At 60.4% G+C, this 26971-nt stretch carries 22 protein-coding genes; 13 read left to right on the top strand and 9 right to left on the bottom strand.

Annotated features, from left to right (window positions below; all coding sequences use genetic code 11):
* Positions 1-40 precede the first annotated feature (40 nt).
* A complete protein-coding gene (locus AC4LE2_RS12810; protein WP_491826124.1) occupies positions 41-256 on the bottom strand; it encodes a hypothetical protein in 216 nt (71 codons plus the stop codon).
* A gap of 286 nt (positions 257-542) precedes the next feature.
* Between AC4LE2_RS12810 and AC4LE2_RS12805 the strand changes: the two genes are divergently transcribed.
* The 3 genes from AC4LE2_RS12805 to AC4LE2_RS12795 all read left to right on the top strand — a co-directional run bounded on the left by AC4LE2_RS12805 (position 543) and on the right by AC4LE2_RS12795 (position 3251).
* Positions 543-1019 (top strand): PA2171 family ribosome-binding persister protein, encoded by a 477-nt coding sequence (locus tag AC4LE2_RS12805; protein WP_491826123.1) that lies wholly within the window; start codon positions 543-545, stop codon positions 1017-1019.
* Between the two features lie 92 nt (positions 1020-1111).
* Positions 1112-2206 (top strand): glycosyltransferase, encoded by a 1095-nt coding sequence (locus tag AC4LE2_RS12800; protein WP_491826122.1) that lies wholly within the window; start codon positions 1112-1114, stop codon positions 2204-2206.
* A complete protein-coding gene (locus AC4LE2_RS12795) occupies positions 2199-3251 on the top strand; it encodes a hypothetical protein (RefSeq protein WP_491826121.1) in 1053 nt (350 codons plus the stop codon). The genes AC4LE2_RS12800 and AC4LE2_RS12795 overlap by 8 nt, the downstream gene beginning before the upstream one ends.
* Here the strand turns inward: AC4LE2_RS12795 and AC4LE2_RS12790 are convergent.
* Entirely contained in the window at positions 3226-4131 is a 906-nt protein-coding gene (locus AC4LE2_RS12790; RefSeq protein ID WP_491826120.1) for a glycosyltransferase family 2 protein, read from the bottom strand. The genes AC4LE2_RS12795 and AC4LE2_RS12790 overlap by 26 nt on opposite strands.
* A gap of 171 nt (positions 4132-4302) precedes the next feature.
* Between AC4LE2_RS12790 and AC4LE2_RS12785 the strand changes: the two genes are divergently transcribed.
* Positions 4303-5205, top strand: a complete 903-nt coding sequence (locus AC4LE2_RS12785; RefSeq protein WP_491826119.1) for an EamA family transporter — start codon at positions 4303-4305, stop codon at positions 5203-5205.
* 75 nt (positions 5206-5280) lie between these two features.
* Positions 5281-6537: a 3-phosphoshikimate 1-carboxyvinyltransferase gene (aroA, locus tag AC4LE2_RS12780; RefSeq protein ID WP_491826118.1), complete on the top strand. Its 1257-nt coding sequence runs from the start codon at positions 5281-5283 to the stop codon at positions 6535-6537.
* A 45-nt stretch (positions 6538-6582) separates the two neighbouring features.
* Here the strand turns inward: aroA and AC4LE2_RS12775 are convergent, their stop codons facing one another.
* Genes AC4LE2_RS12775 through AC4LE2_RS12765 form a run of 3 tightly spaced genes read right to left on the bottom strand, consistent with a single transcriptional unit; the run spans position 6583 to position 10471 of the window.
* Positions 6583-8802, bottom strand: a complete 2220-nt coding sequence (locus AC4LE2_RS12775; protein WP_491826117.1) for a xanthine dehydrogenase family protein molybdopterin-binding subunit — start codon at positions 8800-8802, stop codon at positions 6583-6585.
* Between the two features lie 15 nt (positions 8803-8817).
* Entirely contained in the window at positions 8818-9831 is a 1014-nt protein-coding gene (locus AC4LE2_RS12770; RefSeq protein ID WP_491826116.1) for an FAD binding domain-containing protein, read from the bottom strand.
* A 10-nt stretch (positions 9832-9841) separates the two neighbouring features.
* Positions 9842-10471, bottom strand: a complete 630-nt coding sequence (locus AC4LE2_RS12765) for a (2Fe-2S)-binding protein (protein WP_491826115.1) — start codon at positions 10469-10471, stop codon at positions 9842-9844.
* A gap of 197 nt (positions 10472-10668) precedes the next feature.
* Between AC4LE2_RS12765 and ligD the strand changes: the two genes are divergently transcribed.
* Positions 10669-13302, top strand: a complete 2634-nt coding sequence (gene ligD / locus AC4LE2_RS12760) for a DNA ligase D (protein WP_491826114.1) — start codon at positions 10669-10671, stop codon at positions 13300-13302.
* 55 nt (positions 13303-13357) lie between these two features.
* Positions 13358-13891, top strand: a complete 534-nt coding sequence (locus AC4LE2_RS12755; protein WP_491826113.1) for a hypothetical protein — start codon at positions 13358-13360, stop codon at positions 13889-13891.
* A gap of 13 nt (positions 13892-13904) precedes the next feature.
* Here AC4LE2_RS12755 and AC4LE2_RS12750 read toward each other — a convergent pair whose 3' ends face one another.
* Both AC4LE2_RS12750 and AC4LE2_RS12745 read right to left on the bottom strand, forming a co-directional pair.
* A complete protein-coding gene (locus AC4LE2_RS12750) occupies positions 13905-14651 on the bottom strand; it encodes an amidohydrolase family protein (protein WP_491826112.1) in 747 nt (248 codons plus the stop codon).
* Between the two features lie 3 nt (positions 14652-14654).
* The gene (locus AC4LE2_RS12745; RefSeq protein ID WP_491826111.1) at positions 14655-15002 is read right to left on the bottom strand and encodes a hypothetical protein; all 348 of its coding nucleotides are present in this window, start codon (positions 15000-15002) and stop codon (positions 14655-14657) included.
* Between the two features lie 333 nt (positions 15003-15335).
* Between AC4LE2_RS12745 and AC4LE2_RS12740 the strand changes: the two genes are divergently transcribed.
* The 6 genes from AC4LE2_RS12740 to AC4LE2_RS12715 all read left to right on the top strand — a co-directional run bounded on the left by AC4LE2_RS12740 (position 15336) and on the right by AC4LE2_RS12715 (position 23338).
* Positions 15336-20201: an NAD-glutamate dehydrogenase gene (locus AC4LE2_RS12740; protein WP_491826110.1), complete on the top strand. Its 4866-nt coding sequence runs from the start codon at positions 15336-15338 to the stop codon at positions 20199-20201.
* Between the two features lie 136 nt (positions 20202-20337).
* Positions 20338-20847, top strand: a complete 510-nt coding sequence (locus tag AC4LE2_RS12735) for a hypothetical protein (protein ID WP_491826109.1) — start codon at positions 20338-20340, stop codon at positions 20845-20847.
* A 197-nt stretch (positions 20848-21044) separates the two neighbouring features.
* Positions 21045-21542 carry a hypothetical protein gene (locus AC4LE2_RS12730; protein WP_491826108.1) on the top strand — a complete coding sequence of 166 codons (498 nt, stop codon included), beginning with the start codon at positions 21045-21047 and terminating at the stop codon, positions 21540-21542.
* A 108-nt stretch (positions 21543-21650) separates the two neighbouring features.
* Entirely contained in the window at positions 21651-22181 is a 531-nt protein-coding gene (locus AC4LE2_RS12725; protein ID WP_491826107.1) for a hypothetical protein, read from the top strand.
* A 92-nt stretch (positions 22182-22273) separates the two neighbouring features.
* Entirely contained in the window at positions 22274-22795 is a 522-nt protein-coding gene (locus AC4LE2_RS12720) for a hypothetical protein (RefSeq protein WP_491826106.1), read from the top strand.
* Between the two features lie 42 nt (positions 22796-22837).
* Positions 22838-23338 (top strand): hypothetical protein, encoded by a 501-nt coding sequence (locus AC4LE2_RS12715; protein WP_491826105.1) that lies wholly within the window; start codon positions 22838-22840, stop codon positions 23336-23338.
* A gap of 41 nt (positions 23339-23379) precedes the next feature.
* Here the strand turns inward: AC4LE2_RS12715 and AC4LE2_RS12710 are convergent, their stop codons facing one another.
* Together AC4LE2_RS12710 and acnB are read right to left on the bottom strand one after the other, a co-directional pair.
* Complete coding sequence (locus AC4LE2_RS12710) at positions 23380-23751, bottom strand: aldo/keto reductase (protein ID WP_491826104.1); 372 nt, start codon at positions 23749-23751, stop codon at positions 23380-23382.
* Positions 23752-23995: 244 nt separating this feature from the next.
* Positions 23996-26596 (bottom strand): bifunctional aconitate hydratase 2/2-methylisocitrate dehydratase, encoded by a 2601-nt coding sequence (gene acnB / locus AC4LE2_RS12705; RefSeq protein WP_491828127.1) that lies wholly within the window; start codon positions 26594-26596, stop codon positions 23996-23998.
* Positions 26597-26971: the final 375 nt, after the last annotated feature.

Genomic DNA, 26971 nt, shown 5'->3' with positions numbered 1-26971 from the left:
TGCTACGGGCTGGGTGTTTGCGGGAGGCCTCAAGAACATGTCAGTTGTGCAGCTTACGCTCCACCTGAGCGTTGGCGCGCTCAAGGGTTTCGGCGTCCTGCTCTTTGTGTTTGATCGAGGTAGGGGTAAGCAGGTTGTCGACGTCCTCGGTCTGCGGGTCGGGTTGTTCGATGTCGCGCTCTACCACATGTACCGGTTTACCTTCGGTGTCGGTAACCCGCGCATCAGGCTGTTGGGTGTTTTGTTCGTCAGTCATATAAGCCTCCAGGCTGGGGGTCAGGGGGTGGCGGGCGTTGCCGGCCTGATTGAGTTTTGAGTGCAACCTGCACGGTTTGTTCGACCAATTGCTGGCACGCCGCCATTCATCCGCCAGCGCCTGTAACAACGGGAACCAACCATTCACCGTTCCGCTCGCATAATCATGACGTACGCCCTTAGCAACACTCATTACGCGGCGTGCCCTACCACGATAGGCGGCGTGGTGGCGCTGGAGCTTCCAGTGCTTATAACGAACCGCCACCCTTAGCCTGAGGACCTGACCCATGAACGCCGTCGAATTGCTCAAAGAAGACCATGTACGCATCAAGGGTTTGCTCGAAGAACTGAGCAATACCACCGTGCGTGCCGTGAAGAAGCGTGGCGAGTTGCTCGACAAAATCGAGATGGAACTGACGCTTCATACCCACATCGAGGAGGAAATCCTCTATCCGGCATTCAAGAAGGCCGGTGGCAAGGACGAAGAAGAGATGTACCACGAGGCCAAGGAAGAGCACCGTGCCGTGGACTCGTTGGTAGTGCCAGACCTCAAAGCCACTGACCCCGGCACCTTGGAGTTTTCAGGCCGTTTGAAAGTGTGCAAAGAAATGCTTGAGCACCACATCGAGGAAGAGGAAGAGGAAATGTTCCCTAAGGCCGAGGCGTTGCTGGGCGACCAGTTGGACGCGCTGGGAGCAGAAATGGAAACCCGTCGCACGTCCCTGAAAAAAGAGCTGACGGCCAAGGCCAAAACCGCTGCCTGACACGTGACTGGGGCCACGCACCTGGTCAGCCGAGGGCATGAATACACACCTTCATGCCCTCGCCGGGGCAAGGCCCACCCTAGGATGCAAGCATGCTCTCTTACTCCGACATTACCGCTCCCCAGGTGCCAGGCCAGCGTACGCGCCCACTGCGTATCGGGGTAATTGCGCATATTCAATACCCTATTCGAGAGCCCTTTGCCGGTGGCCTCGAAGCCTTTACCCATGACATCGTGCTAGGCCTTCGCCAGCGTGGCCACGAGGTAACCCTGTTCGCCCGTGACGCCAGCGCGGAAGTGCTCAAAGCGGTGCCTATCCTTGAGCACCAGTGCCACCCTATTACCACCAGCGATGGCTACATGGCCGAACATCACGCCTACTTGGGGCTGATGCAGCGGATCGACAGCCTTGGCCTGGATGTGATCTTCAATAACGCCTTGCACTACGTGCCCGCCACTATGGCCGGCATGATCCGCACGCCAATGCTCACGGTGCTGCATACACCACCGTTTTTCGAGCTGATCAATGCCTACCGGCATGGCCGTGTGGCCGGGCATTTTTGTACCGTGTCTGCCGCCAACGCCCGGAGCTGGCAGCACCTGATTCCCGAGTGCCGGGTGATCCCCAACGGTATTGACCTCGACACATGGGCACCCGGCCCGCGGCCCCCTGGCGACCATGCGTTCTGGTTCGGCCGCCTGGTGCCCGAAAAGGGCGCCCACCTCGCCATTCAGGCCGCGCGCTTGGCCAACATGGAAATTCACTTGGCCGGCACCATGTCTGATGACAACTACTTCCGAACCCATATCGAACCCTTGTTAGGCCCTCGCGTACACCACTTGGGGCATATGAGCCGCGATAAGCTGCCGCTGGCGGTGTCCAGGGCTAAAGTGGCACTGGTTACGCCCTGTTGGGATGAGCCGTTCGGGCTGGTGGTAGCTGAAGCCATGGCCTGCGGCACGCCAGTGGCCGGGTTTGACCGAGGGGCCATCCCTGACCTGATCACCCCGGAAACCGGCGTGGTAGTGCCCGCCAATGACGTCAACGCCCTGGCTGCCGGGATGCTTGAAGCTGCGGGCAAATCCAGGCAGGCGTGCCGAGCCCTGGCGGAGCGTTCCTGGAGTTTTGGCCTGATGCTGGGTCGCTACGAGAACCTCCTGCAAGAGGTGGCCCACGCCCATGCGTGAGGTGCACATCGGCTATTACGTTCATCACCACGGGGCCGGCCATGGCGTACGTGCGGCCACGGTCGCAGCACAGTGCGGCCTGCCGGTGACCTTGATGGGCAGTCATTTGCCAGAGGGGCCATTGCCATCCCATGTGTCGCGGTTGGTGCTCCCCCTCGATACCGCCGAAGGGGTAGAGGCGTCGCCGCTTTCGACCTTGCACTACGCCCCACTGGGGGTGAAGGGCTTGAGTGAACGTATGGCGCTGATTGCCCAGTGGTGTGTGGCGCATTGGCCATGCCTGCTGGTGGTGGACGTGTCCGTGGAAGTCGCACTCCTAGCGCGGCTGTGTTCCGTGCCCGTGGTGTATGTGCGTCAGCATGGCCAGCGGGACGACCCTGCCCACCAATTGGCGTACGAATGCGCAACCGCCTTGCTTGCGCCATATCCCGAGGCAATGGAGGACCCACACCTGGCGCCCGTCTGGCGTGCCAAGACTCATTACGCTGGGTGGCTGTCGCGTTTCGCTGAGCAACCCTGCGCTGCGCCCGAGCCTGGCCGGGCACTGGTGATCTGTGGCAGAGGCGGTAGCGGTTTAACCCCCGAGCTATTGCAGGCGGCTGCCAGGGCCTGCCCGCAGTGGCAATTGCGCGTAGCCGGCCTTCACGCTCACTGCCTGGCCGATGGCCCCGCGAATCTAGTAGCGCTCGGGCACTTGGCAAGCCCGTTGGAAGAGCTGCAAAAGGCGTGGGTGGTGATGGGGAGTGCGAGTGACAGTTTAGTGGGCGAAGCGGCCTCGCTAGGGTGCCGCTTTGTTGCAGTGGCCGAAGCCCGCCCGTTCGATGAGCAACTGCATCAGGCCAGGCGGCTTCAGGCGCTAGGCGTGGCCCTGGGGCTGGACGCCTGGCCTGCCCCTGCGCAATGGCTCAGCGTGCTGCAACGTGCGGCGAGCTTAGAGGGCAGCCGTTGGCAACATTGGGCCGACATCGCTGCCACGGCACGCGCCGCGGCCATTATTCAAGAAAATGCCCGCGCGGCCTTCAAAAACCCTGGCGAGCCAGATTGAAGCACGCTTCTACCTCTGTCTGTTCCGGCGTACGCAACACCCTTAACGTGTCGCCTGCCCAGTGAATCAGGCCGCGCTCGCTGAAGCTGCGCAGCCAACCTTCCATTGGCCACACCTTCCATCGCTGATGGAAGCGTTCAGCATTTTTGATGATGTCTTGAAAGTGGTTAAGGGGAGGGCTGTAGGTAGGGTGATACTGATGGAAGGCCAATGCCTCGGCGACCCGCAATGGCACTTTGCGGTCTTGGGCGCGGAACGCAAAGTCGGTGTCTTCGGCGCCATACCCGGTGTAGCCCTCGTCAAAGCCCCCAATGCGCTCGAACACCTCGCGGGTGCAGGCGAAGTTCAGCGACCAGAACAGCGCATGGTCCATTTCATCCCCTGGGTCGCCCCGGTATACGCTGAGCGGGTGGGCAACGCTCGTGGCGCGCAGGCTGGCATGGTCCCACCCCGGTGCGTTGGCCCCTTCAGGCAAATAGCGCACGGCCCCCAGGTGAAGGTCGTGAGGGTAGGCCGCCAGGGCAGAGCAGTAATGCTCCAGCATCTGCTCGGCCGGGATGCAGTCTACGTCCAGAAAGACCCATGGCCCTTGGGCCTTTAAACCGATCATGGCATTGCGCGCCCTGGCCAACGGCAGGCCGTTCTGACCCTCCAGCGTGATCTCTTGGATTGGAAAGCGCTCGCTGCATAGGCCGGCAGCCGGTTCATTCATGTGAATGACCCACAGCCCTTGTGGGGCAACGGTAGAGCGCTCCATGCCGCTGATCAGGTTGGCCAGGTGAGCAGGGCGGCCATGTACGATCGTTACGACGTTGACCCCTGTAGCAGAACCCTGTGCAGGGTCGGGTGGGGAACCCACCGGGGTGGCGGTTGAGGTCATTGGAGCGCTCCCAAAACTAAAGCCAGGCATGATTGGCGGCAGGGCGGATCAGCACGTAAGATCGTGCCGCACCGGCTCCAGAGAGCTGCCACGCGTGTAGTATCGACGTGTTGAGGGCTTGAAGGTTTCTTCAAGCCGACCAGCGCCTCACGCTTTTGCCAAGGAATCACTATGTCACCCAGAGATCTATTGCTCGCGTTGGTCGTGATCATCGCGTGGGGCCTTAACTTCGTTGTGATCAAGGTGGGCCTGGATGAGCTGCCGCCCATGCTGCTGGGTGCGTTGCGCTTTGCCTTGGTGGCGTTCCCAGCGGCCTTGTTCATCAAGCGCCCCAAGCTGCCCTGGCGGTGGCTGCTGGCCTATGGTGCGACCATCTCGCTGGGCCAGTTCGCCTTCCTGTTCCAAGCCATGGCCACCGGCATGCCGCCAGGCCTGGCGTCCCTGGTGTTACAAAGCCAGGCATTCTTCACGTTATTTTTCGCGGCGCTGTTTCTCAAAGAGCGGCTGGGGCCGGCCAGTGTGATAGGGCTGTTGGTCGCGGCCGGCGGGTTGGCCATGATCGGCCTGGAAGGCGATCACGCCACGCCGCTGCTGGCGGTGCTGCTCACCCTGTGCGCGGCGTCCATGTGGGCCATGGGCAATATCATCACCCGGCGCTTCGGTAACGTAGACCTTGTGGCGTTGGTGGTGTGGGGCGCACTCGTGCCGCCGCTGCCGTTCCTGGGCTTGTCGTGGATGCTCGAAGGTCAGGCGCGGATCGTGGATTCGCTGCTCAACATTCACCTGAGTTCGATCCTGAGCCTGGCCTACCTGGCGTTCGTTGCCACCATGCTGGGGTACGGGCTCTGGAGCACCTTGCTTTCCCGCTACCCCGCCGGGAAGGTCGCGCCGTTTTCGCTGCTGGTGCCGGTAATCGGCCTAAGCTCGTCGGCCCTGCTGCTGGGTGAGCGCCTGGGGGCGTTACAGTGGGTAGGCGGGGGGCTGGTGATGGTCGGGCTGCTGATCAATGTGTTTGGGCCCAAGCTGGCGGCGATGCGCCGGCCGGCGGCTGCCCCTGACGGCCTGCCACGCTAGCTGCGGCGCAGGCTCGGCGGCCCGGCGGGTTTGTGGCATTATCGGCGCCTTTGACCTTACGCCCTGGAGATGCGCATGAGCTTGCCTACCGTCACCGTTGTACCGCCTGGCACACCCTTGCAGGGGCGGGTGACGCCGCCGGGGTCCAAGTCCATCACCAACCGGGCCTTGCTGCTGGCGGGTCTGGCCCACGGCACCAGCCGCCTGACCGGCGCGCTCAAAAGCGATGACACCCGGTACATGTGCGAGGCGCTCCGGCAGATGGGCGTGGGCATCGACGAACCTGACAGCACCACCTTCGTGGTCACCGGCCATGGCCACCTGCGCGCCCCTGTGGCGCCGTTGTTTCTCGGTAATGCGGGCACCGCAGTGCGGTTCCTTACGGCCGCCGTCGCAACGGTAGCGGGCGAGGTGGTACTCGATGGCGATGCGTATATGCGCAAGCGCCCCATTGGGCCTCTGCTTGAGGCCTTGCAGGCGGCGGGTATACAGGCCAGCAGCCCTACCGGCTGCCCGCCGGTGACCGTACGCGGCAGCGGCGGCCTGCGGCTGCCGCGGCTTGAAATCGATGGGGGGCTGTCGAGCCAGTACGTGTCCGCACTGTTGATGCTGGCCGCGTTGGGGCAAGCGCCGGTCGAGGTCGCCCTCACGGGCAAGGACATCGGGGCTCGTGGCTATGTAGACCTTACCCTGGCGTGCATGAGCGCCTTCGGTGCCAAGGTCGAGGCCATAAATGACAGTACGTGGCGGGTACAAGCCACGGGCTATCACGCCATGGATTATCACATCGAGCCTGACGCCTCGGCGGCCACCTACTTATGGGCAGCCGAGGTGCTGACGGCGGGCCGTATCGACCTGGGTGTTGCCAACGATGCCTTTACCCAACCCGATGCCAAGGCGCAAGCCCACATTGCCCGCTTCCCGGACATGACGGCGGTGATCGACGGGTCGCAGATGCAGGACGCGATCCCAACGCTGGCGGTGTTAGCGGCGTTCAACCGCACGCCGGTGCGGTTCACCCATCTGGCGAACTTGCGCGTGAAGGAATGTGACCGCGTTCAGGCCCTGCATGACGGCCTCAATGCCATCCGCCCAGGGCTTGCCACAGTGGAAGGGGATGACTTGCTGGTGAGGGCAGATGCAGCCTTGGCAGGCACTGCTACCAACGCACTGATCGACACCCACGCTGATCACCGCATGGCCATGTGCTTTGCCCTGGCGGGGCTGAAGGTCAGCGGTATCCGTATCCAGGACCCGGCTTGCGTGGCCAAGACGTACCCCAACTACTGGGACACGCTGCGTGATTTAGGGGTAGCGCTAACCTTTGCCTGATACAGGCCAGCGGCCAGGTGCTTGCCTGGCCGCTGGCTGTTCAGGTCACGCCCTGACCTGCGGCGTGCCTAGCAGGTTTTCGATCTTCACAGGCAGGTCACGCACCCGCACACCGGTCGCGTGGAACACCGCGTCCGTGATGGCCGCCGCTACGCCCGCCAACCCAATCTCACCGATGCCCCTGGCCCCCAGCGGGTTGAGGGCGTAGTCGGGGTAGTCGAGGAAGGTGATGTCTACCTCGGGCGCATCCGCGTGAGTGGTGACGATGTAATCAGCCAGGTTGGCATTGACCGGGGCACCTGTACGGTGGTCGTACTCGGTGGCCTCGAACAGCGCCATGCCTACGCCCATCATCAACGCGCCTTCGATCTGGTTGCGACCTGTGCGGGTATTGAGGATGGTGCCAGCATCGATCACCGTCACGATACGGTTCACCTTGAGCCGGGCGATTTCCGGCTGCCAGGTCACCTCTACGAAGTGGGCGCCATAGGAGTGAAGGGACACCTTCTTGGCGGCTTCCTCGCTGCCTTTGCCTTCCCCGTCCCCGCTCACCTGGCCCATGCCTGCGGCCCTCAGCACTTCATGCACAGGAACCGCCCCCCCCGTGCTGCCCTTCACGCTAATGGCCATGTCGGCGAACATCAGGTCTTCCTTGCGCTTGCCCTGGAAGCTGGCATGGCTACGCAAAGCCGCATCGACGGCTTCGTCCATGGCCTCACGCGTGGCTTGCTGAATGGCCGGCACCAAGGAGCCGGTGGCCATGGAGCCGCCCGACATCGGCCCTGGCGGCAGGCGGGTGTCGCCAATCATCACGTCCACGCGCTCAAGTGGCAGGCCGGTGAGCTCGGACACCATCTGCGCGATCACCGTGTAGGTGCCGGTGCCGATATCTTGCGTGCCACACAAGACCCGGGCGCGGCCGTCCGACCCCAACTGAACCGTGGCTTTGGCCGGTAGCGCCTTGGCCATCCAGGAGCAGGCGGCCATGCCCCAGCCTACGATTTCGCCGCCGCCGTTGCGCATGCTGCCGGGGCGAGGGTCACGGGCTTTCCAGCCAAAACGCTCGGCGCCGGTTTGCAGGCATTCCACCAAGTGACGGGAGGAGAAGGGCTGCCCGGTGCTTTCGTCTATCTCCGGTTGGTTCGCCAGGCGGAGCTGCAACGGGTCCATGTTCACGGCTACGGCCAGCTCGTTCATGGCGGACTCTACGGCATACAACCCAGGTACCGCACCCGGCCCGCGCATAGACGTAGGCGGCGCCACGTCACGGCGCGCGACGGACCAGGCCGCCTTGAGGTTGGGCGTGCTGTAGAGGAAGCCGGTGGCTTCGCCGCAGTTCTCTTTGTAGGTGTCCAGCCGAGCGTTGTGGAACAGATAATCGTGGCGCAGGCAATTGAGTTTGCCGTCTTGGCTGGCACCCAGGCGCAAGCGCTGCTGAGTGTTGGCACGGTGGCCCACGGTCTGGAACATCATGCGCCGGTCTACCACCAGCTTGATCGGTTTGCCCAGCTCACGCGCGGCAGCGGCGGCCAGCAACGAGTGCGTCCAGGGCCACAGTTTGCCGCCAAAACCTGAACCCAGGTACTCGGTAATGACGCGTACCTGCTGGGTGCCTACGCCCAACATCTGCGCCATCACCAACTGGTGGTTCATGATCGCCTGAGAGGTTTCATACAAGGTGAAGTTCTGGCCATCCCACAACGCCACGCTGGCGTGCAGCTCGATAGGGTTGTGGGTCTGTGGCGGGGTGGTGTACGTCTGGTCGACCTTCACGGCTGCCGTGGCAAAGGCCGCTTCGACGTCACCCCGCTCAGTGTCTATTTTTTCCGGTGCTTCCGGGCTCAGGCGCACGCTGACGTCTGGTTGCTCTTCGGCATAAGTTGCTTTTACCGCAGCTGCGCCGGCCACTGCCTGCTCATAGGTGCGCGCGACTACCAGGGCCACGTACTGGCCGTAGTAAGTGATCTTGTCGTCAGACAGCGGCGGGCGGGCCTCGTCGTTCTTGCCTTTATTAGGCTGACGGCGGTACAGCTTGCCGCCCAGGTTGCCTTGATGAAATACCTTCACCACGCCAGGCGCGGCTTCGGCAGCCTGCGTATTGAGGCTCACCAGGCGGCCCTTGGCGATGCTGGCAGTGACCGGAACCGCATAGAGCAGGCCGGGGAAGTGGTGGTCCGACGTGTACAAAGCCACACCGCTGACTTTTTTCGGGCCATCGATGCGCGGCAGCGGCTGACCTATGAAACGCTCTGAAGTAGATGCCATGGGGTATGCCCTCGCTTAGGCGGTGTGCGCGTTCAAGGCCACGGAGGCCAGACAGTGGGCGACGCAGCGCTTGGCCAGCTCCACCTTGAAACCGTTCTCACTCTGAGGCTGTGCGTTACGCACCGCTACTTCCGCTGCCATTTGCCAGGTCGCGTCACTGGCGGGCCGGCCAATCAGGGCCTGTTCCGCTTCTGGCACGCGCCAGGGTTTAGTGCCTACGCCGCCCAGGCTGATCCGGGCTTCTGCTACACGGCCGGCTTCCAGGCGCATCCATACCGCTGCAGACGCCAAGGCGAACTCGTAAGAGGCGCGGTCGCGCAGCTTGAGGTACGCCGATTGAGCGCCTTTGACCGGAGCAGGCAGGCTTACCGCAGTGATCAAGTCACCCGGCTGAAGTACGGTCTCCAGGTGTGGCGTGTTGCCAGGCAGCAAAAAGAACTCGCTGATGGGCACCGCACGCTCACCGCTATTGCCTTGGATATGTACGGTGGCTTGAAGGGTGGTAAGCGCCACGTTCATGTCTGACGGGTTACTGGCAATGCAGTGTTCACTGGTACCGAACACCGCCAGGTTGCGATTGGCCCCACCGATGGCGGCGCAGCCACTGCCTGGCTCACGCTTGTTGCAGGCACTCAGGTTGTCACGGAAGTACATGCAGCGGGTGCGTTGCAACAAGTTGCCGCCGGTGGTTGCCATGTTGCGCAGTTGCGCCGAGGCCCCCGAGAGCAAGGCCTGGCTCAGCACGGGGTAGTCATTCTTCACCCGTGGATGCCACGCCAGGTCGCTGTTACGCACCAGAGCGCCGATGCGCAGCCCGCCGTCAGGGCTGTCTGTCACCTGGCCCAAGGGCAACCGGTTAATGTCGATCACCTGTGAAGGATGCTCTACGCCCAGTTTCATCAAGTCGGTGAGGGTGGTGCCGCCTGCGATAAAGCGGACCTGTGCGCCTTGCTGCGCGGTCTGGGCGCTGGCGCCCAGGTGCACGGCCTGCTCCGGGCTGCTGGCCCGAACGAAGGTAAAGTTTTGCATGGTTGCCACCTCAGGCTTTGCGGGTATCTTCGATGGCCGCAAGAATGTGTGAGTAGGCCCCGCAGCGGCAGATGTTCCCGCTCATGGCCTCTTTGATTTCCGCAGACGAGCCACCATAGGGCTCCTTGGCCAAGGCCACGGCGGACATGATTTGGCCGCTGGTGCAGTAGCCGCACTGGTAGGCATCATGCTCGACGAAGGCCACCTGCATGGGGTGAAGCTTTTCAGGTGTACCCAAGCCTTCGATGGTAGTGATGTCGTCACCCTCGTGCATCAGCGCCAAGCTCATGCAGCTATTTACCCGGCGCCCGTTCACGTGCACGGTGCAGGCGCCACACTGGCCATGGTCGCAGCCTTTTTTAGTACCCGTCAGGTGCAAACGCTCGCGCAATGCGTCGAGCAGGCTCGTACGAGGGTCTACCTGCAGGGTGTGGGGTTCCCCGTTTACCTTGAGGGTGAGGCGTTGTTCTCCAGGTTCGGCAGGCGTTGTGCCTTGCGTGGCAGTGGCCTGGGCCGCTACGGCTAACCCGCTGCCCAGGGCAGCAGCCGTGCTGCTCACGCCCATGGCTTGCAAGAGCAGGCGGCGGGACAAGGGCAGGTGCCCCTCATTGCCCTGAGGGGGCAAAGGCTTTTTTGACATGGTTCGGATCTCCATCAGGGCAGTTCAGGCGAGAAACGCGCCTCTGCGGGCGCTGGCTGCTTAGTAAATATTGGTCCACATGGGGAGCGCCTGGGTTCAACGAATCAAGCCCGTTCGTCGTATGGCCGCTCGGCCAAAGTCGGGAACTCCGAGGGCTAGTGTGCTTCACACGTCAAAGTACGTAAGGAGGCCTAGTGATGAGTGACGCCCTGCAGGAATACAACCGCAAACGTGATTTCGACGCTACCTCCGAGCCCTCGGGCGGGGCCAAGCGCAGCAAGCGTACGGGAGCCGAGCGTGCGTTGCAGTTTTGCATTCAGAAGCACGACGCCAGCCACCTCCACTATGATTTTCGCCTTGAGCTCGATGGCACGCTCAAGAGTTGGGCCGTGCCCAAGGGCCCGTCGCTGGACCCGCGCGATCGGCGCCTGGCGATTGAAGTAGAAGACCACCCCATCGATTACGCCAGCTTTGAAGGGCATATCCCCGAAGGGCACTACGGTGCCGGGGACGTGATCGTCTGGGATCGGGGCGTGTGGGAGCCCGAAGGGGACCCTCACCAGGCCTTCGAGAAGGGCCGGCTGAAATTCCGCCTGCAGGGTGAAAAGCTCAGCGGCCTATGGAACCTGGTGCGTACACGTATGAACGGCAGCAAGCAGCAGTGGTTTTTGATCAAGTCCCATGATGAGGCGGTCCGGGACCGTGATGAATACAACGTGCTGGAGGCAGCGCCCGACAGCGTGATCAGCGACCGCACCCTGGTGCCCAAGGCCCGGGGTAAAGCGGCTAAAGCAAAAGCCCCAAGCAGGCAGAAGGGCGCTGCGGTCAAAGCCCCGGCCAAGGCGGCACCCTCGCGTAAAAAGGCCAGCACCACGGCCCTGGAGGGCGCCTTACCCGCGTCGTTGCCTGAGCACATGCAGCCTCAACTGGCAACACTGGTCGACAGCACGCCGGGTGGCGAGTGGAGCTACGAGATCAAGTTCGACGGCTATCGGATCCTTGCCCGCATCGAGCAGGGCAAGGCGCGGTTGTTTACCCGCAGTGGCCATGACTGGACGGCAAAGCTTGCCACGCAGGCGAAGGCACTGGAGGCGCTTGGTCTGGAGTCGGCCTGGCTGGATGGGGAAGTGATCGTCACCAACGATGCGGGCGTGCCGGATTTCCAGGCGTTGCAGAATGCCTTCGAGGCCGAGCGCAGCGCGAGCATTCTCTATTACCTGTTCGATGTGATGCACCTCAATGGCATGGACTTCACCGGCGTGCCGTTAGAGCAGCGCCGCGCGGCGCTGGAAACGGTGCTGGCGCGTACCGATGACGCCACGCTGTGTTTTTCCGCAACCTTCGATGAGTCTGCCACCGCGCTACTCGACACGGCCTGTCAAATGAACATGGAGGGGCTGATCGGCAAGCGGCTCGGTAGCCCTTATGTGAGTAGGCGCAGCAACGACTGGATCAAGCTCAAGTGCAAGCATCGGCAAGAATTCATCGTTGTGGGCTATACCGACCCTAAGGGCGCCCGTAGTGGTTTTGGCGCGCTGCTTTTGGGGCTGCACGACGCTGACAGCGGCAAGCTGCGCTACGCCGGCAAGGTGGGCACTGGGTTTAACGAGCAGACCTTGCGCAGCCTGCTGGCTCAATTGAAGCCGCTCGCGGCAAAGAAGCCGATCATGCTCAATGCCCCCAAAGGCGCCGAGGCACGTGGCGTGCATTGGCTACAGCCAACGTTGCTGGCTGAAGTGGCCTACGCCGAAATGACCCGAGAGGGCAGCGTGCGCCATGCCGTGTTCCAGGGGCTGCGGCAGGATAAACCGGCCACCGGGATCACTGAAGAAACCCCTGTAGATGCCCGCGAGCTGAAAGCCGATAAAGCCCTTGAGCAGGCGCCTGCAACGCCTGAGAAAAAGCCTGCGCCGACGCGGGGCAAGGCTACGAAGCGCGAAGCGAGCGCCGCTGAAGTGCGCATCACCCACCCCGACCGCATCATCGACGCTGCCAGCGGCACCACCAAGCTGGAACTGGCCCAGTACTATGCCCAGGTTGCCCCGTGGTTACTCCCGCACCTGGAGCAGCGCCCGGTGGCACTGGTACGGGCGCCGGAAGGCATTACCGGCGAGCTGTTCTTCCAGAAGCATGCCGAACACCTCAATATCCCCGGCCTGTCCAACTTGGACGCAGCCTTTCCCGGCCAGCCGGTCATGGTGGTGGACACCCCGCAGGCGCTCATTGGCGCCGTGCAGATGAACACTGTGGAGTTTCATACCTGGAACGCCACTGGCAAGAATGGCCGGCTCCCTGACCGGTTCGTGCTGGACCTGGACCCTGACCCGGCGCTGCCGTGGAAAGCCATGGTAGAAGCCACCCAGTTGACACTTACGGTGCTGGATGAGCTGGGCCTTAAAAGCTTCCTTAAAACCAGCGGGGGCAAAGGCATTCATGTGGTGGTGCCGCTCAAGCCAAAGGATGACTGGGACGCGGTAAAGGACTTTTCTCATGCGATTGTCAGCCACTTGGCGAAGTTGCTGCCAGACCGCTTCTCGGCCGTGGCAGGCCCTAAAAACCGCGTGGGGAAAATCTTTGTGGATTACCTGCGCAACGGCCAGGGTGCTACCACCATCTGTGCTTACAGTGCGCGCACCCGAGAAGGGATGCCAGTTTCCGTACCGGTGTTTCGTGAGGAGGTGGCCGAACTCAAAGGGGCAAATCAGTGGACCATTCACAACGTACATGAGCGCTTGGGTGAAATTGAAGGCAACGACCCGTGGGAAGGCTACTCAAAGGTACGCCAAACCCTTACAGCCGCTATGCGCAAGAAACTCAACATGAAGGCCTGACCCCAGGCAGGCGGTTACGCGTTACCGTTACCTGTTTGTAACTTACCGGATATCCATGAGCAGAATAATCACCGAGTTACCCCACCCACCTAGCGATGCAAGCGAGACCAGCGATGGCGCCATTTTTGGTACGCCCAAGGCGCGTTTGCAGTTTTACCGTCAGGAAATTCAGTACGAAACCACCTTACTGTCCAACCGTACCAACGCCTATTTGTCCGCGCAGTCCTTTCTTGTCATTGCCCATGCGTCATCCATGGCTAACCTGAATCCCGACTGGGGCAAAGTGTTTACCTTGTTTGTACCGGTCATGTTGGCCCTGCTGGGGATTGTCAGTTCTCTGCACGCGTGGCCCGGCATACGCGCGTCATACGACATTATCGACCACTGGCACTTCAAGCAATTTCAGCTATTACGCGCCGAGCCTGCCATGGGCGTGGCCTATGACGATTCACCGCTATTGAGCAAGCACGAGACCCAGCAAAAAGGCTACCGCCAATCTCTGTTGTTTTCAGTGCGCACGCCCTGGATTTTCACCGGCTTCTGGGTGGTGATGGGCGTTTTTTCGCTGTGGGTACAGTTCTTCGGCTAACACAGGCGGGGGCCTAGGCGCTCAGCCGGTAGAACCGCCGGGCGTTGTCCCACAATACCGCTCGAGCGCCTTCTCGCCCCAGGGCCTGCTGAATTACGCCGATGTCCGCCGGTTCGAATGGCCGGGGCGCTCGGGTGGAGGGCAGGTCTGTTCCGAACATCAAAGCGTGAGGGTTGGCGGCGTGCAGCTGAACCAACGCGGGGCCTACCGGGAAGTCCACGCGGCCGAAACCACACGCTTTAATCCGCACGCCGGCTTCAGCCAGGCGGGTGAGCACTGGCAGGCCTTCAGCGCTAAGCCCCAGGTGGTCGATACTCACCGCAGGCAGGCGCAGTAGCAGCGGGGTGAGCGCCGCAAGGTCTCGGCTGTCCACGTACAGCTCCACGTGCCAACTCAGCAGGCTATGCACCCGCTGGGCCATCGCCTCTAGCTCTTCCAGAGGCGCCGACCCTCCGCGCTTGAGGTTGAACCGCAGGGCACGCACCCCTTGGCTGTCTAGCTCGCGCAGAGTTTCATTGGAGGTTTCAGCGGGTAATTGCGTCACCCCCACGAACCCATCCCCCAGCCGTTGCAACGCATCCAGCAGATAGGTTTGGTCGAAGCCCTGGAACGAGCCGGACACTACCGCGCCGCCCTGGATGTCCAGTGGGATTGCCTCATGGCGGTAGGCTGCAACGTCGAACGCCGGTGGCAGGTAGCCCTGGTTGGCGATCAACGGAAAGCGCGGGTCGATGATGTGGCAGTGGGCGTCGAACAGCATGGGTTACTCCAGAATCAAGGTACCAGTGCCGTCCAGTATCACACGCAACGCCTCCTTGACCACGTCAAGGTCGACCAACGCGCCGGTGAGGTTCGCACTCAGCAGTGCGGCTGAAAATACGCCTTCCGCCTCCGCCGGCAGCGCCACCGTGAGCTGCTCGTCACTCAAGGTAACCTTGATGTCTCGCACCAGCGTGGTGTCGTCTCCCCACACTACTTCGATGTCGGCTTCACCCGGCGCTCGCGAGAGGAGCATCAGTTCCCCGCCGACCCCCTGACAGCACACCAGCGCCAGATTGTCTTCTTCTTCGTCGCACGGGTTGCCTATCAGCAAGGCAGCGTTCATCTGCATGGTCTTTTGCTCCTGTAAAGAGCGGTAGTGTGGCACGCGGGCAGGTGGTTGCGCCAAGTGCAACCGAGGGCTGACTCAATATGTCGCCCTGTGACAAGAAGTCACACCCCCGGTGTCGCTAAGCTGAATTGTCCATGATAAAACGCTGCGGCTGAGTCCGATCGGAACCCAACGGAACCCGATGGGAACCCGATGGGAACCCAACCGCCTTCGCATGGACCCAACAGCTTTATCACCCCTTGCAGGGGCGACAGGTTATTTACACCCTGACGTGTCATGCGGGGGATACACGCTACGCTTCCCCAAATACAAAGCCCGAGCGGAGTACCACAGATGGCGTTTTTCACCGCGGCCAGCAAAGCCGACTTCCAGCACCAACTGCAGGCAGTCCTGGCCCAACACGTTGACGAACATGCCCTGCCACACGTAGCCCTGTTCGCCGAGCAGTTCTTCGGCATCATTTCTCTGGATGAACTCACCCAGCGTCGGTTATCCGACCTCGCCGGCTGTACGTTGTGTGCCTGGCGGCTGTTGCAGCGGTTCGAGCCTGCCAAGGCCCAGGTCAGGGTATACAACCCTGATTACGAGCGTCATGGCTGGCAATCTACCCACACCGTGGTAGAGGTTTTGCACCACGACCTGCCTTTTTTGGTGGACTCGGTACGCACCGAGCTGAACCGCCGTGGCTACAGCATCCATACCCTGCAAACCGCCGTACTGAGCGTACGCAGAGGCACTGCGGGCGAGCTGCTCGACGTGCTGCCTAAAAACAGCCAGGGCGAGGGTGTAGGCCAAGAATCCCTGATGTACCTGGAAATCGACCGGTGTGCCACGGTTGCCGGTCTGGCGAGCATCGCCACCGGCCTGCAGGAAGTGCTGGGCGAGGTGCGCACCGCAGTGGCGGACTTCGAGCCTATGAAGGCCAAGGTTCGCGAAATGCAGGCGTTGGTGGACGCCAGCCCCTGGCCTGCCGATGGTGCCGAAAAGGCCGAGGTGAAAATCTTCCTCGAATGGCTGGTGGACAACCATTTTACCTTCCTGGGCTACGAAGAATTCCAAGTGGGCGAGGACCCTCAGGGCGGCCACATGGTGTACGACGAACAGTCGTTCCTTGGCTTGCCGCGCCTGCTGCGTTCCGGGCTGAGTGCAGAAGACCTGCGCATCGAAGATTTCGCGGTCAACTACCTGCGCGAGCCGGTGTTGCTGTCATTTGCCAAGGCCGCTCAGCCGAGCCGGGTTCACCGCCCTGCGTACCCCGACTACGTGTCCATTCGGCAAATCGACGCCGAGGGCCGTGTGGTCAAGGAATACCGCTTCATGGGCCTCTACACCTCGGCGGTGTATGGCACCAGCGTGCAGCAAATCCCCTATGTGCGCAGCAAGGTGGCCGAGGTCGAGCGCCGCTCTGGCTTCGACATGCGCGCGCACTTGGGTAAGGAGTTGGCGCAGGTGATTGAGGTACTGCCGCGCGACGACCTGTTCCAGACCCCGGTGGATGAGCTGTTCAACACGGTAATGTCCATCGTGCAGATTCAGGAGCGGGCCAAGGTGCGCGTATTCCTGCGCAAAGACCCCTACGGCCGCTTCTGCTACTGCCTCGCCTATGTGCCGCGCGATGTGTATTCCACCGAAGTACGGCAAAAGATCCAGCAGGTCTTGATGGACCGGCTCAAGGCCAGCGACTGCGAATTCTGGACGTTCTTCTCCGAGTCTGTGCTGGCCCGTGTGCAGTTGATCTTGCGGGTAGACCCAAAGAACCGCCTGAGCATCGATCCGCATCAATTGGAAAACGAAGTGGTTCAGGCCTGCCGCTCATGGCAGGACGACTACCAGGCAATGACCATCGAAAGCTTTGGCGAGGCCCAGGGGACCAACCTGCTGGCCGAATTCCCCAAAGGCTTCCCCGCAGGGTATCGCGAGCGCTTTGCCGCGCACTCCGCCGTGGTAGACATGCAGCACTTGCAGGCGCTGACCGAAGCGTGCCCGCTGGTCATGAGCTTCTACCAGCCATTGGCGCAGGGCGGTGAACGCCAACTGCACTGCAAGCTGTATCACGCCGATGTGCCACTGGCACTGTCGGACGTGCTGCCCATCCTGGAAAACCTGGGCCTACGCGTGCTGGGTGAGTTCCCGTACCGCCTGCGCAACCGTAACGGTCGCGAATTCTGGATTCATGATTTCGCTTTCACCTATGCAGAAGGCGTAAACCTGGACCTGCAACAGCTCAATGACACGCTGCAAGACGCCTTCGTCCATATCGTCAAGGGTGAGGCCGAAAACGATGGGTTCAACCGCCTGGTGCTCACGGCCGGGCTGCCCTGGCGTGACGTGGCGCTGCTGCGTGCCTACGCCCGCTACCTCAAGCAGATCCGCCTGGGCTTCGACCTGGGCTACATCGCGGCGGCCCTGAACAACCACACCGACATTGCCCGCGAGTTGACACGCCTGTTCAAAACCCGGTTCTACCTGGCGCGCAAGCTCAGTGGCGAAGACCTGGATGACAAGCAGCAGCGTCTGGAGCAGGCCATCCTTACGGCCCTGGACGACGTTCAGGTGCTCAACGAGGACCGCATCCTGCGGCGCTACCTAGACCTCATCAAAGCCACCCAGCGCACCAACTTCTACCAGCCTGACGCCAACGGTCAGCCCAAGTCGTACTTCAGCTTCAAGTTCAACCCGGCGCTGATTCCCGAGCTGCCAAGGCCGGTGCCCAAGTTCGAGATGTTCGTGTACTCGCCTCGCGTTGAAGGCGTGCATTTGCGCTTTGGCAATGTGGCACGTGGTGGCTTGCGCTGGTCAGACCGTGAAGAAGACTACCGCACCGAAGTACTGGGCCTGGTAAAGGCGCAGCAGGTGAAAAATTCCGTCATCGTGCCCCTGGGCGCCAAGGGCGGTTTCATCCCCCGCAGGCTGCCAACCGGCGGCAGCCGCGACGACGTGCAGAACGAAGCCATCGCCTGCTACCGCATCTTCATTTCCGGCTTGCTGGATGTCACCGACAACCTCAAGGACGGTGAAGTGGTACCGCCAGCCAACGTAGTGCGTCACGATCAGGACGACCCTTACCTGGTGGTGGCCGCCGACAAAGGCACGGCTACCTTCTCTGACATCGCCAACGGCATCGCGCTCAGCTACGGCTTCTGGCTGGGTGATGCCTTTGCCTCCGGCGGCTCGGCAGGTTACGACCACAAGGGCATGGGCATTACCGCCCGCGGCGCCTGGGTGGGCGTGCAGCGCCACTTCCGTGAGCATGGCATCGATGTTCAGAAGGACAACGTCACCGTAATCGGCGTGGGTGACATGGCCGGTGACGTGTTTGGCAACGGCATGTTGATGTCCGACACCTTGCAACTGGTGGCCGCCTTCAACCACCTGCACATTTTCATCGACCCTAACCCGGAGGCTGCCAGCAGCTTCGTCGAGCGCCAGCGGCTGTTCAACCTCCCGCGTTCGTCGTGGAGCGACTATAACGCCGCGCTGATTTCCGAAGGCGGGGGTATTTTCCAGCGCAGCGCCAAGAGCATCGCCATCAGCCCGCAAATGAAGGCCCGCTTCGACATTCAGGCTGACCGGCTCACGCCCACCGAGTTGCTGCATGCTCTGCTCAAGGCGCCGGTGGACCTGCTGTGGAATGGCGGGATCGGCACCTACGTCAAATCCAGCGAAGAAAGCCATGCCGATGTAGGTGACAAGGCCAACGATGCCCTGCGCGTAAACGGTGACGAGCTGCGCTGCAAGGTGGTAGGCGAAGGCGGCAACCTGGGCATGACCCAGTTGGGGCGCGTGGAGTTTGGCCTCAATGGCGGCGCCACCAACACTGACTTCATCGACAACGCCGGTGGCGTGGACTGCTCCGACCACGAAGTGAACATCAAGATCCTCATCAACGAAGCGGTGGCTGCTGGGGACCTTACCGAGAAGCAGCGCAACGAGTTGCTCGGTAGCATGACCGATGAAGTGGCCCACCTGGTGTTGGGCAACAACTACAAGCAAACTCAGGCGCTGTCCATCGCGGCACGGCGCGCCAACGACCGGCTGGCCGAGTACCGCCGGTTGATCGCAGAACTCGAAAGCCGTGGCAAGCTGGACCGGGCCATCGAGTTTCTGCCTTCCGAGGAGCAGCTCAGCGAACGTGCTGCCGCAGGGCACGGTTTGACCCGTGCCGAGCTGTGCGTGTTGATTTCCTACAGCAAGATCGACCTCAAGGAAACGCTGCTCAAATCCAAAGTGCCGGATGACGACTATCTTACCCGCGACATGGAAACCGCTTTCCCGCCCAGCCTGGTGGCCAAGTATGGTCAGGCTATGCGTCGGCACCGCCTCAAACGCGAGATTGTGAGTACCCAGATCGCCAACGACCTGGTCAACCACATGGGCATCACCTTTGTGCAGCGGTTGAAAGAGTCCACTGGCATGAGCGCGGCGGACGTTACTGGCGCCTACGTGGTAGTGCGGGACATCTTCCACCTGCCACATTGGTTCCGGCAGATTGAAGCCCTGGATTATCAAGTGCCCGCCGATATCCAGTTGAGGCTGATGGAGGAGCTAATGCGCCTGGGCCGCCGCGCCACGCGCTGGTTCTTGCGCAATCGTCGCAATGATCTGGATGCAGGGCGTGACGTGGCCCATTTTGGGCCGCACATCGCAGCGCTGGGGCTCAAACTCAACGAGTTGCTGCAAGGGCCGACCCAACGTGCCTGGGAAAGCCGTTACCAAGCCTATGTGGAAGCTGGCGTACCTGAGCTGTTGGCGCGAATGGTGGCGGGCACGACCTACCTCTACAACCTGCTGCCGATCATCGAAGCCTCTGACCTCACCGGGCAGACCCCGGCGCAGGTCGCCAAGGCGTTCTTCGCCAGTGGCAGCGCGCTGGACCTTAACTGGTACCTTCAGCAGATCAGCAGCCTGCCGGTAGGCAGCAATTGGCAGGCCCTGGCACGTGAGGCGTTCCGGGACGATCTGGACTTGCAGCAGCGTGCTATCACCATCTCGGTTTTGCAGATGGAGGAGGGCCCCGAAGACATGGACGCCCAGGTGGCGTTGTGGCTGGAGCAGCACCGGGTAGGTGTAGAGCGGTGGCGCGCAATGCTGGACGACCTGCGGGCCGCCAGTGGAAATGACTACGCCATGTATGCCGTGGCCAACCGCGAACTTGCGGACCTGGCCTTGAGCCCAGCAGTGTCACACCAACTGGCCTGAGGGCTACCTCTGGCCATCTCACAATGAAAAGGCCAGATGAGGAGGCGGTTCCGACTGCCGGCCACTCGCAGGGAAGCTTAGGTTCGGTGAGCGCTGTCATGGCGCTTGCCGAACATAAGCCTTGCTTGGAGCTCACATGGCCGACATCAACGGACAATCCTTTATCGCGACACTGACTGGACGCACCCATGGGGTTGCTTGGCCAATTGGCTATCAGCAGGACGGCCTTCCAGGTGACGATGGCTGGTTGATTCAGGCAGAACATCTTCACACCCACGCCGTCCTTCGTTTTGACTTTATCGAAGAGCAAGGAACGCGTCTGCTCTATACCCTGACCGCAGCTAAAGATACGTTCTATGAAGGCGCCAAGGTAGGCGTCAGCCGCAACGGTTATCTCGGGTTTTATTGGAAGTCAGCGGTGACCGATCCTTGGAAGATCGAGCTATGCGGCGAAAATTCTGACCCTAATACCTTCAACTTCCTACTGCGTGATCATCGTGGCTACCGAGTGGGCGCTGTCACAGAAGCCGCAGGCGGGGCCTTTACAGGGCTTAAACCGGCCGACCGGGGTCGTAAGATCAATTACCTGAATGTAGAAAACGGCGACATAGTCTCCTTTCAGGGGCAGATTCATCGTTATTTGTAGTCGAACCAGACTTGCAATTATGGGTGGAGGATTTTGACCGCTGTAGCAAACCGCCCGGTAAAGCGCCTAAGAGACGAATCGGGCCCCTCCAGTAAGTCGGAGGGCAGACTTCCAAGTGCGCGAGATGTGTTTTGTAGCTTAGGTTAGTAAAGCGCTCTTAAGCGCACTTGCTCTTAAGCTCATGACAGGAGGCAAAAATGGCCGTTATCAATGGACGATCTTTTATCGCAACACTTGAGGGTACGACTGGCAATGAAGTGTACCCCATTGCTTATACGAACGACGGGGCTGTAACCGGCAATGGCTGGCTCGTTCAAGAGGCTGGCTTGCCGGGTACACAGTTAAGAACCAGTTTTGAGTTTAACTTTCTGAGAGAACTTGGCAATCGATTCTATTACAACATCAGTGCGGGTGCAGAAAGCACTTACCCTGGTTTTAGAGTTGGTTTGAGTCGAAACGGCTACTTGGGCTTCTACCCTGCCACTAATGTTAAGGACCCGTGGATAATTGAGTTGCAGGGAGGTGGGGCAGATCCAGGAGCCTTCGAATTCGTTCTGCGGGATGCCCAAAACCGTCGTGTTGGGTGTTTACTCGAGCCAGGTCGAGCGGGTTACGTATTGGAGCACATGAGGTATTTAAGCGTAACGTCGCATGACGCCATTCAGTTCAGGGCTCGTATTCTGCGAGATATTTAAATCTAGTATTCTATTGTAGATCGTAAGCTCTAAGTAACATCGGCTATGGCAGCTTTGAATGAAGCAAGCGTATAGTCCCTTTTTCATAATCAGAATAGGACGCCCAGGATGGCTGATTTGAAACGTTCTTTTATCGCCTCCCTTACCAGCAATTGCGGGGATGGTGAATACCCGGTGGGTTGGCTAAGGGAACCTGACCGGGAAACAGGTTCGGGCTGGATCATTCAGCAGGAACACAGCAATCGAAGTCATGTCAGCGCCGAGTTTCAATTCGACTTTATCAAGGAAGAAGGCAACAGAATTTATTACACTATCATCGCGACGCCCTCCAGCTATGGAGGCTTCGATGAGGGTGCAAAACTCGGCGTTAGCGTGAATGGATACCTTGGGCTCTATCACTTTGCGAGTGTTAAAGATCCTTGGAAAATTGAGGTGGAAGGCGAAAACACGAAGTCCCACACCTTCAACTTTATTTTGCGCGATGCGCGAGGCTATCGCGTAGGCTGTTTGAAGCAAACAACCCAAAATGTTCTGGAGCAGCTAGCGCCTTGGGCCGAACCTACTGAGCCGGTTCGCTTTTTGAACGTCGAAGAGGGTGAGATCGTTCATTTCACCGCGCGGATTCGTCGTTACCTCTAGTAGGTCCTGTTAAGTGTGGAGGGTGATTATCCTAAATAATCGGGCGGGGTTCGATGTAGCCCCGCTGTTCATGTCACGACAGGAGGCCAGGGATGGCTGATATCAATGGGCGGTCTTTTCTCGCGTCGCTTTCAAGTATCGGTGAAAGCAGGACGTACCCGATTGGCTATATGATGGATCACTCTTTCGACGGAGGGGGGTGGTTGGTTGAGTTGCAAGGCCAACTGAGTGAAGAGCGTCGTGCTGTTTTTCGGTTTGACTTTATCGACAAGATAGGGAGTCGACTGTACTACATCGTCAGCGCAGGGCCCGAGGAATTTAAGCCGGGCGCGAAGGTAGGAGTGAGCCGTAATGGGTATTTAGGATTTTATTCTGTCGCCCGAGTTACGGATTTTTTGAAAATCGAGCTGGAAGGAGAAAATGCTGATCCGAATACCTTCGAATTTATCTTGCGAGATGAGCGAGGGTATCGCGTTGGCCGTCAGGTTGAAACCAGAGGAGGGTGGCTCACAGGTACTGGCCCCTCTGAAAGATGGTTATATCCCATTAGGTATTTGAACGTGGAGTCCGATGACATCATTCACTTTCGAGGTTGCATAATCGAGTATCTGTAGTGCAGCAGTACCCAGACTCACAGGGTTTAAAGGAGGCCTAGGATGGCTACTATCAACGGACGATCTTTTTTCGTAACGCTTCAAGGGAAGGTTGGCGGCCGGCAGTATCCGGTTGGATACTTATTTGAACCTTCTAGCAAAAGAAATGGCCGTGTCGTTCAGCAAACTGGCTGGCCCATTACCGAGCGCAGCGTAGTGTTCCGTTTCGATTTTATCGAAGACGCAGGTGATAGGCTTCACTATGCCATTAGCATTGGCCCGACTACCAATGAGATTGGCGAAAAATTGGGAATCGACCGAGATGGTTATCTGAAATTGTTTCCTGCTGCTGAAGTAACGGATTTTTGGAAGGTTGAGCTTGAAGGTGATGGTGCAGGCATCAACACGTTTGAGTTCGTATTACGCGATGCGCGAGGCTATCGAGTAGGCTCTGTAAGAGACCCCCTTGGTAGTTTCGATCATCCTCTGCACGTTCTCAGACCTTTAAACGTTGAGTCAGGTGAGATCGTTCACTTTCAGGGCTACATTATCCAAGAGATTTGACGGGTGATCAGGGCTAGAAGGCCTAGCCCTGATTTCGGGCCTCAAAGATTAGTCATGCTCTGGCTTTTTGCGTCGTACCGGTCGCCTACCACCTCAGTGGCAGGCAAGGCGCGGGTAATGGCGGTTAACGTAGCCTCGTCCAGCACCAGGCCACCGGCGCCGGCGTTGTCGGTCAAGTGGGGGATTTTGCGGGCGCCTGGTATGGGCACGATCCAGGGTTTTTGCGCCAGCAGCCACGCCAGTGCCAACTGAGCAGCAGTGCAGCCCTGTTGCTGTGCGAACGTGTTAAGTGCGTCGACCAAGCGTTGGTTCTGGTCAAGGGCGGCCTCTTGAAAACGGGGCAGCCCACGGCGCATGTCCTGTGCGTCCAGCTCTTTGACCTTCAGGTTACCAGTGAGAAAACCACGCCCCACCGTAGGCGAAGCTCATGCCCATGCAGCCCAGGCCAATAGCGGAGACGTTCAGGCCTTGGCCCAACGTGCGGGTTTGCATCCTAGTGCTCCTGTACGTAATTGGCCCCTAAGCGTAGCAGGTGGGACGGGCCTCGCAGGTCGGGCCTCGCAACTACAAAAGTGAATTTTCTTCCGGCCGAAAAAAATCCGAAGCCTTGAGGCTTCGGATTTAGTGAACAGCGTTAGCGGTAAGTTGTGCTAGCGCTTAAACCTGTGCAACCGGGATGTTCGCGTTCTTGGCCGCTTCGCGGAAATCGGCGATCTGGTCGAAGCTCAGGTAGCGGTACACGTCGGCAGCCATGCTGTCGATGTTTTGCGCATAGCCCATGTACTCCTCGACCGTTGGCAGCTTGCCAATGATGGACGCAACGGCAGCCAGTTCGGCCGACGCCAGGTACACGTTGGCACCGTCGCCCAGGCGGTTGGGGAAGTTACGGGTAGAGGTAGAGACCACGGTAGAGTTAGCCGCCACCCGCGCCTGGTTACCCATGCACAGCGAGCAGCCGGGCATTTCCATACGCGCGCCTGCTTTGCCGTAGATACCGTAGTAGCCTTCCTCGGTGAGCTGGTGGGCGTCCATTTTGGTAGGCGGGGACAGCCACAGGCGCGTAGGAATGGCGCCCTTGACCTTGTCCAGCAACTTGCCGGCCGCGCGGAAGTGGCCGATGTTGGTCATGCACGAACCGATGAACACTTCGTCGATCTTCTCGCCAGCTACCGAAGACAGCAGGCGAGCGTCGTCCGGGTCGTTCGGCGCGCAGAGCACAGGCTCTGTCACTTCAGACAGGTCGATCTCGATCACTTCGGCGTATTCAGCATCGGCATCGGCCGCCAGCAACTCAGGGTTGGCGATCCAGGCTTCCATGGCCTGGGCACGGCGCTCGAGGGTACGGGCATCGCCATACCCTTCGCTGATCATCCAGCGCAGCAAGGTAATGTTGGAGCGCAGGTAATCGGCGATGGCGTTTTCTGGCAGCTTGATGGTGCACCCCGCGGCAGAACGCTCGGCCGAGGCGTCGGACAGCTCGAAGGCTTGCTCGACGGTAAGCTCGTCCAGGCCTTCGATTTCCAGGATGCGGCCAGAGAAGGCGTTTTTCTTGCCCTTCTTCTCGACGGTGAGCAAGCCCTTCTGGATGGCGTAGTACGGGATGGCATGCACCAGGTCACGCAGGGTGATGCCGGGTTGCATGGTGCCTTTGAAGCGCACCAGTATCGACTCTGGCATGTCCAGGGGCATGACGCCGGTGGCTGCGGCAAAGGCGACCAGGCCGGAGCCTGCCGGGAAGGAGATACCCATGGGGAAACGGGTGTGCGAGTCACCGCCAGTGCCCACGGTATCCGGCAGCAGCATGCGGTTGAGCCAGCTGTGAATGATGCCATCGCCCGGGCGCAGCGACACGCCGCCACGGGTGCGGATGAAGTCGGGCAGCGTGTGGTGAGTGGTCACGTCGATGGGCTTGGGGTACGCCGCAGTGTGGCAGAAGGACTGCATCACCAGGTCGGCGGAGAAGCCCAGGCATGCCAGGTCTTTCAACTCGTCGCGGGTCATTGGGCCAGTGGTGTCCTGAGACCCCACGGTAGTCATCCTGGGCTCGCAATAGGTGCCAGGGCGAACGCCTTCCACACCGCATGCCTTGCCGACCATCTTCTGCGCAAGGGTGTAGCCCTTGCCGGTATCGACAGGCGATTCAGGTAGCTTGAACAGGTTGGCAGCTGGCAGGCCCAATTCGGCACGGGCCTTGTCGGTCAGACCACGGCCCACGATCAGCGGAATACGCCCGCCTGCGCGCACTTCGTCCAGCAGAACCGGGGTTTTCAGGCCGAAGGTTGCCAGCACTTCATCGGTACCGTGCTTGCAGACCTTACCCGCATGAGGGTACACGTCGATCACGTCGCCCATGTTCAGGTTCGACACGTCGAATTCGATAGGCAGCGCGCCGGCGTCTTCCATGGTGTTGTAGAAGATCGGAGCAATCTTGCTGCCAAAGCAGAAGCCCCCTGCGCGTTTGTTGGGCACGTAGGGAATATCGTCGCCAAAGAACCACAGCACCGAGTTGGTAGCGGATTTGCGCGACGAACCGGTGCCGACCACGTCACCGACATAGGCCACCGGGAAGCCTTTGGCACGCACTTCTTCGATCTGCTTGAGCGGGCCAATGCTGCCTTGCTGCTCAGGGACGATACCGTCGCGGGCCATTTTCAGCATGGCCAGGGCGTGCAGAGGGATGTCAGGGCGCGACCAGGCATCCGGGGCAGGCGAGAGGTCATCGGTGTTGGTTTCGCCCGGCACCTTGAACACGGTCAGGGTGTACTTGTCGGCGATGGCCGGCTTTTTGGTGAACCATTCACCGTCTGCCCAGGATTGCAGTACGGCCTGTGCGGCGGTATTACCGTTCTTGGCTTTTTCGGCAACGTCGTGGAAGGCGTCGAACATCAACAGGGTGTGCTTGAGTTGCTCAGCGGCAACCAGCGCCAGGTCAGGGCTGTCGAGCAGGTCGACCAGGGTATGAATGTTGTAGCCGCCCTGCATGGTGCCTAGCAGTTCGGTGGCGCGTTTCTGGTCGATCAGGGGCGAGGTGGCTTCGCCCTTGGCCAGCGCGGACAGGAAGCCGGCCTTGACGTAGGCGGCTTCGTCTACCCCTGGCGGAACGCGGTTGGTGATCAGGTCGAGGAGGAAGGCTTCTTCGCCAGCGGGTGGATTCTTGAGCAGCTCGACCAGGCCTGCGGTTTGTTCGGCGTTCAGCGGCTGGGGCACGATACCCTGGGCGGCACGCTCTTCGGAATGTTTGCGATAGGCTTCAAGCACAGTTATTACCCTCATCAGTGGTCCCGCGGGGGACGCTTATCCAGCGGTGCTCTCGCACCCCGACGCCGTGCAGCTTCGTGAGCCGTGTGGCCGGAATGACGATGAGTACCAGGCAGAAGCTGCTTTCAAAGTTTTACGCCGCAGAATGCTGGGCGGATGAGGGCTGGCACGGCGGGGAGGGTGCCGTGCACTGCATTCTGACGGATCGACTGTGCTCGTGACGCTTTGAAAACAGCTTCCAGATGGACATTGGTGCCTTCAAGCAGGCTGAACGATTCTACGGCAAAAATTGCAGGAAGGTAAGTTATCCATTCGGCATGTAGGGGTGAAAGCACTACGACTAAGGGCTAAGATAGCCAGCCCACCGCTTCGCCC

It is taken from the genome of Pseudomonas sp. 9.3L, assembly GCF_058536285.1.
This window is presented reverse-complemented; position numbering and strand designations above follow the sequence as displayed.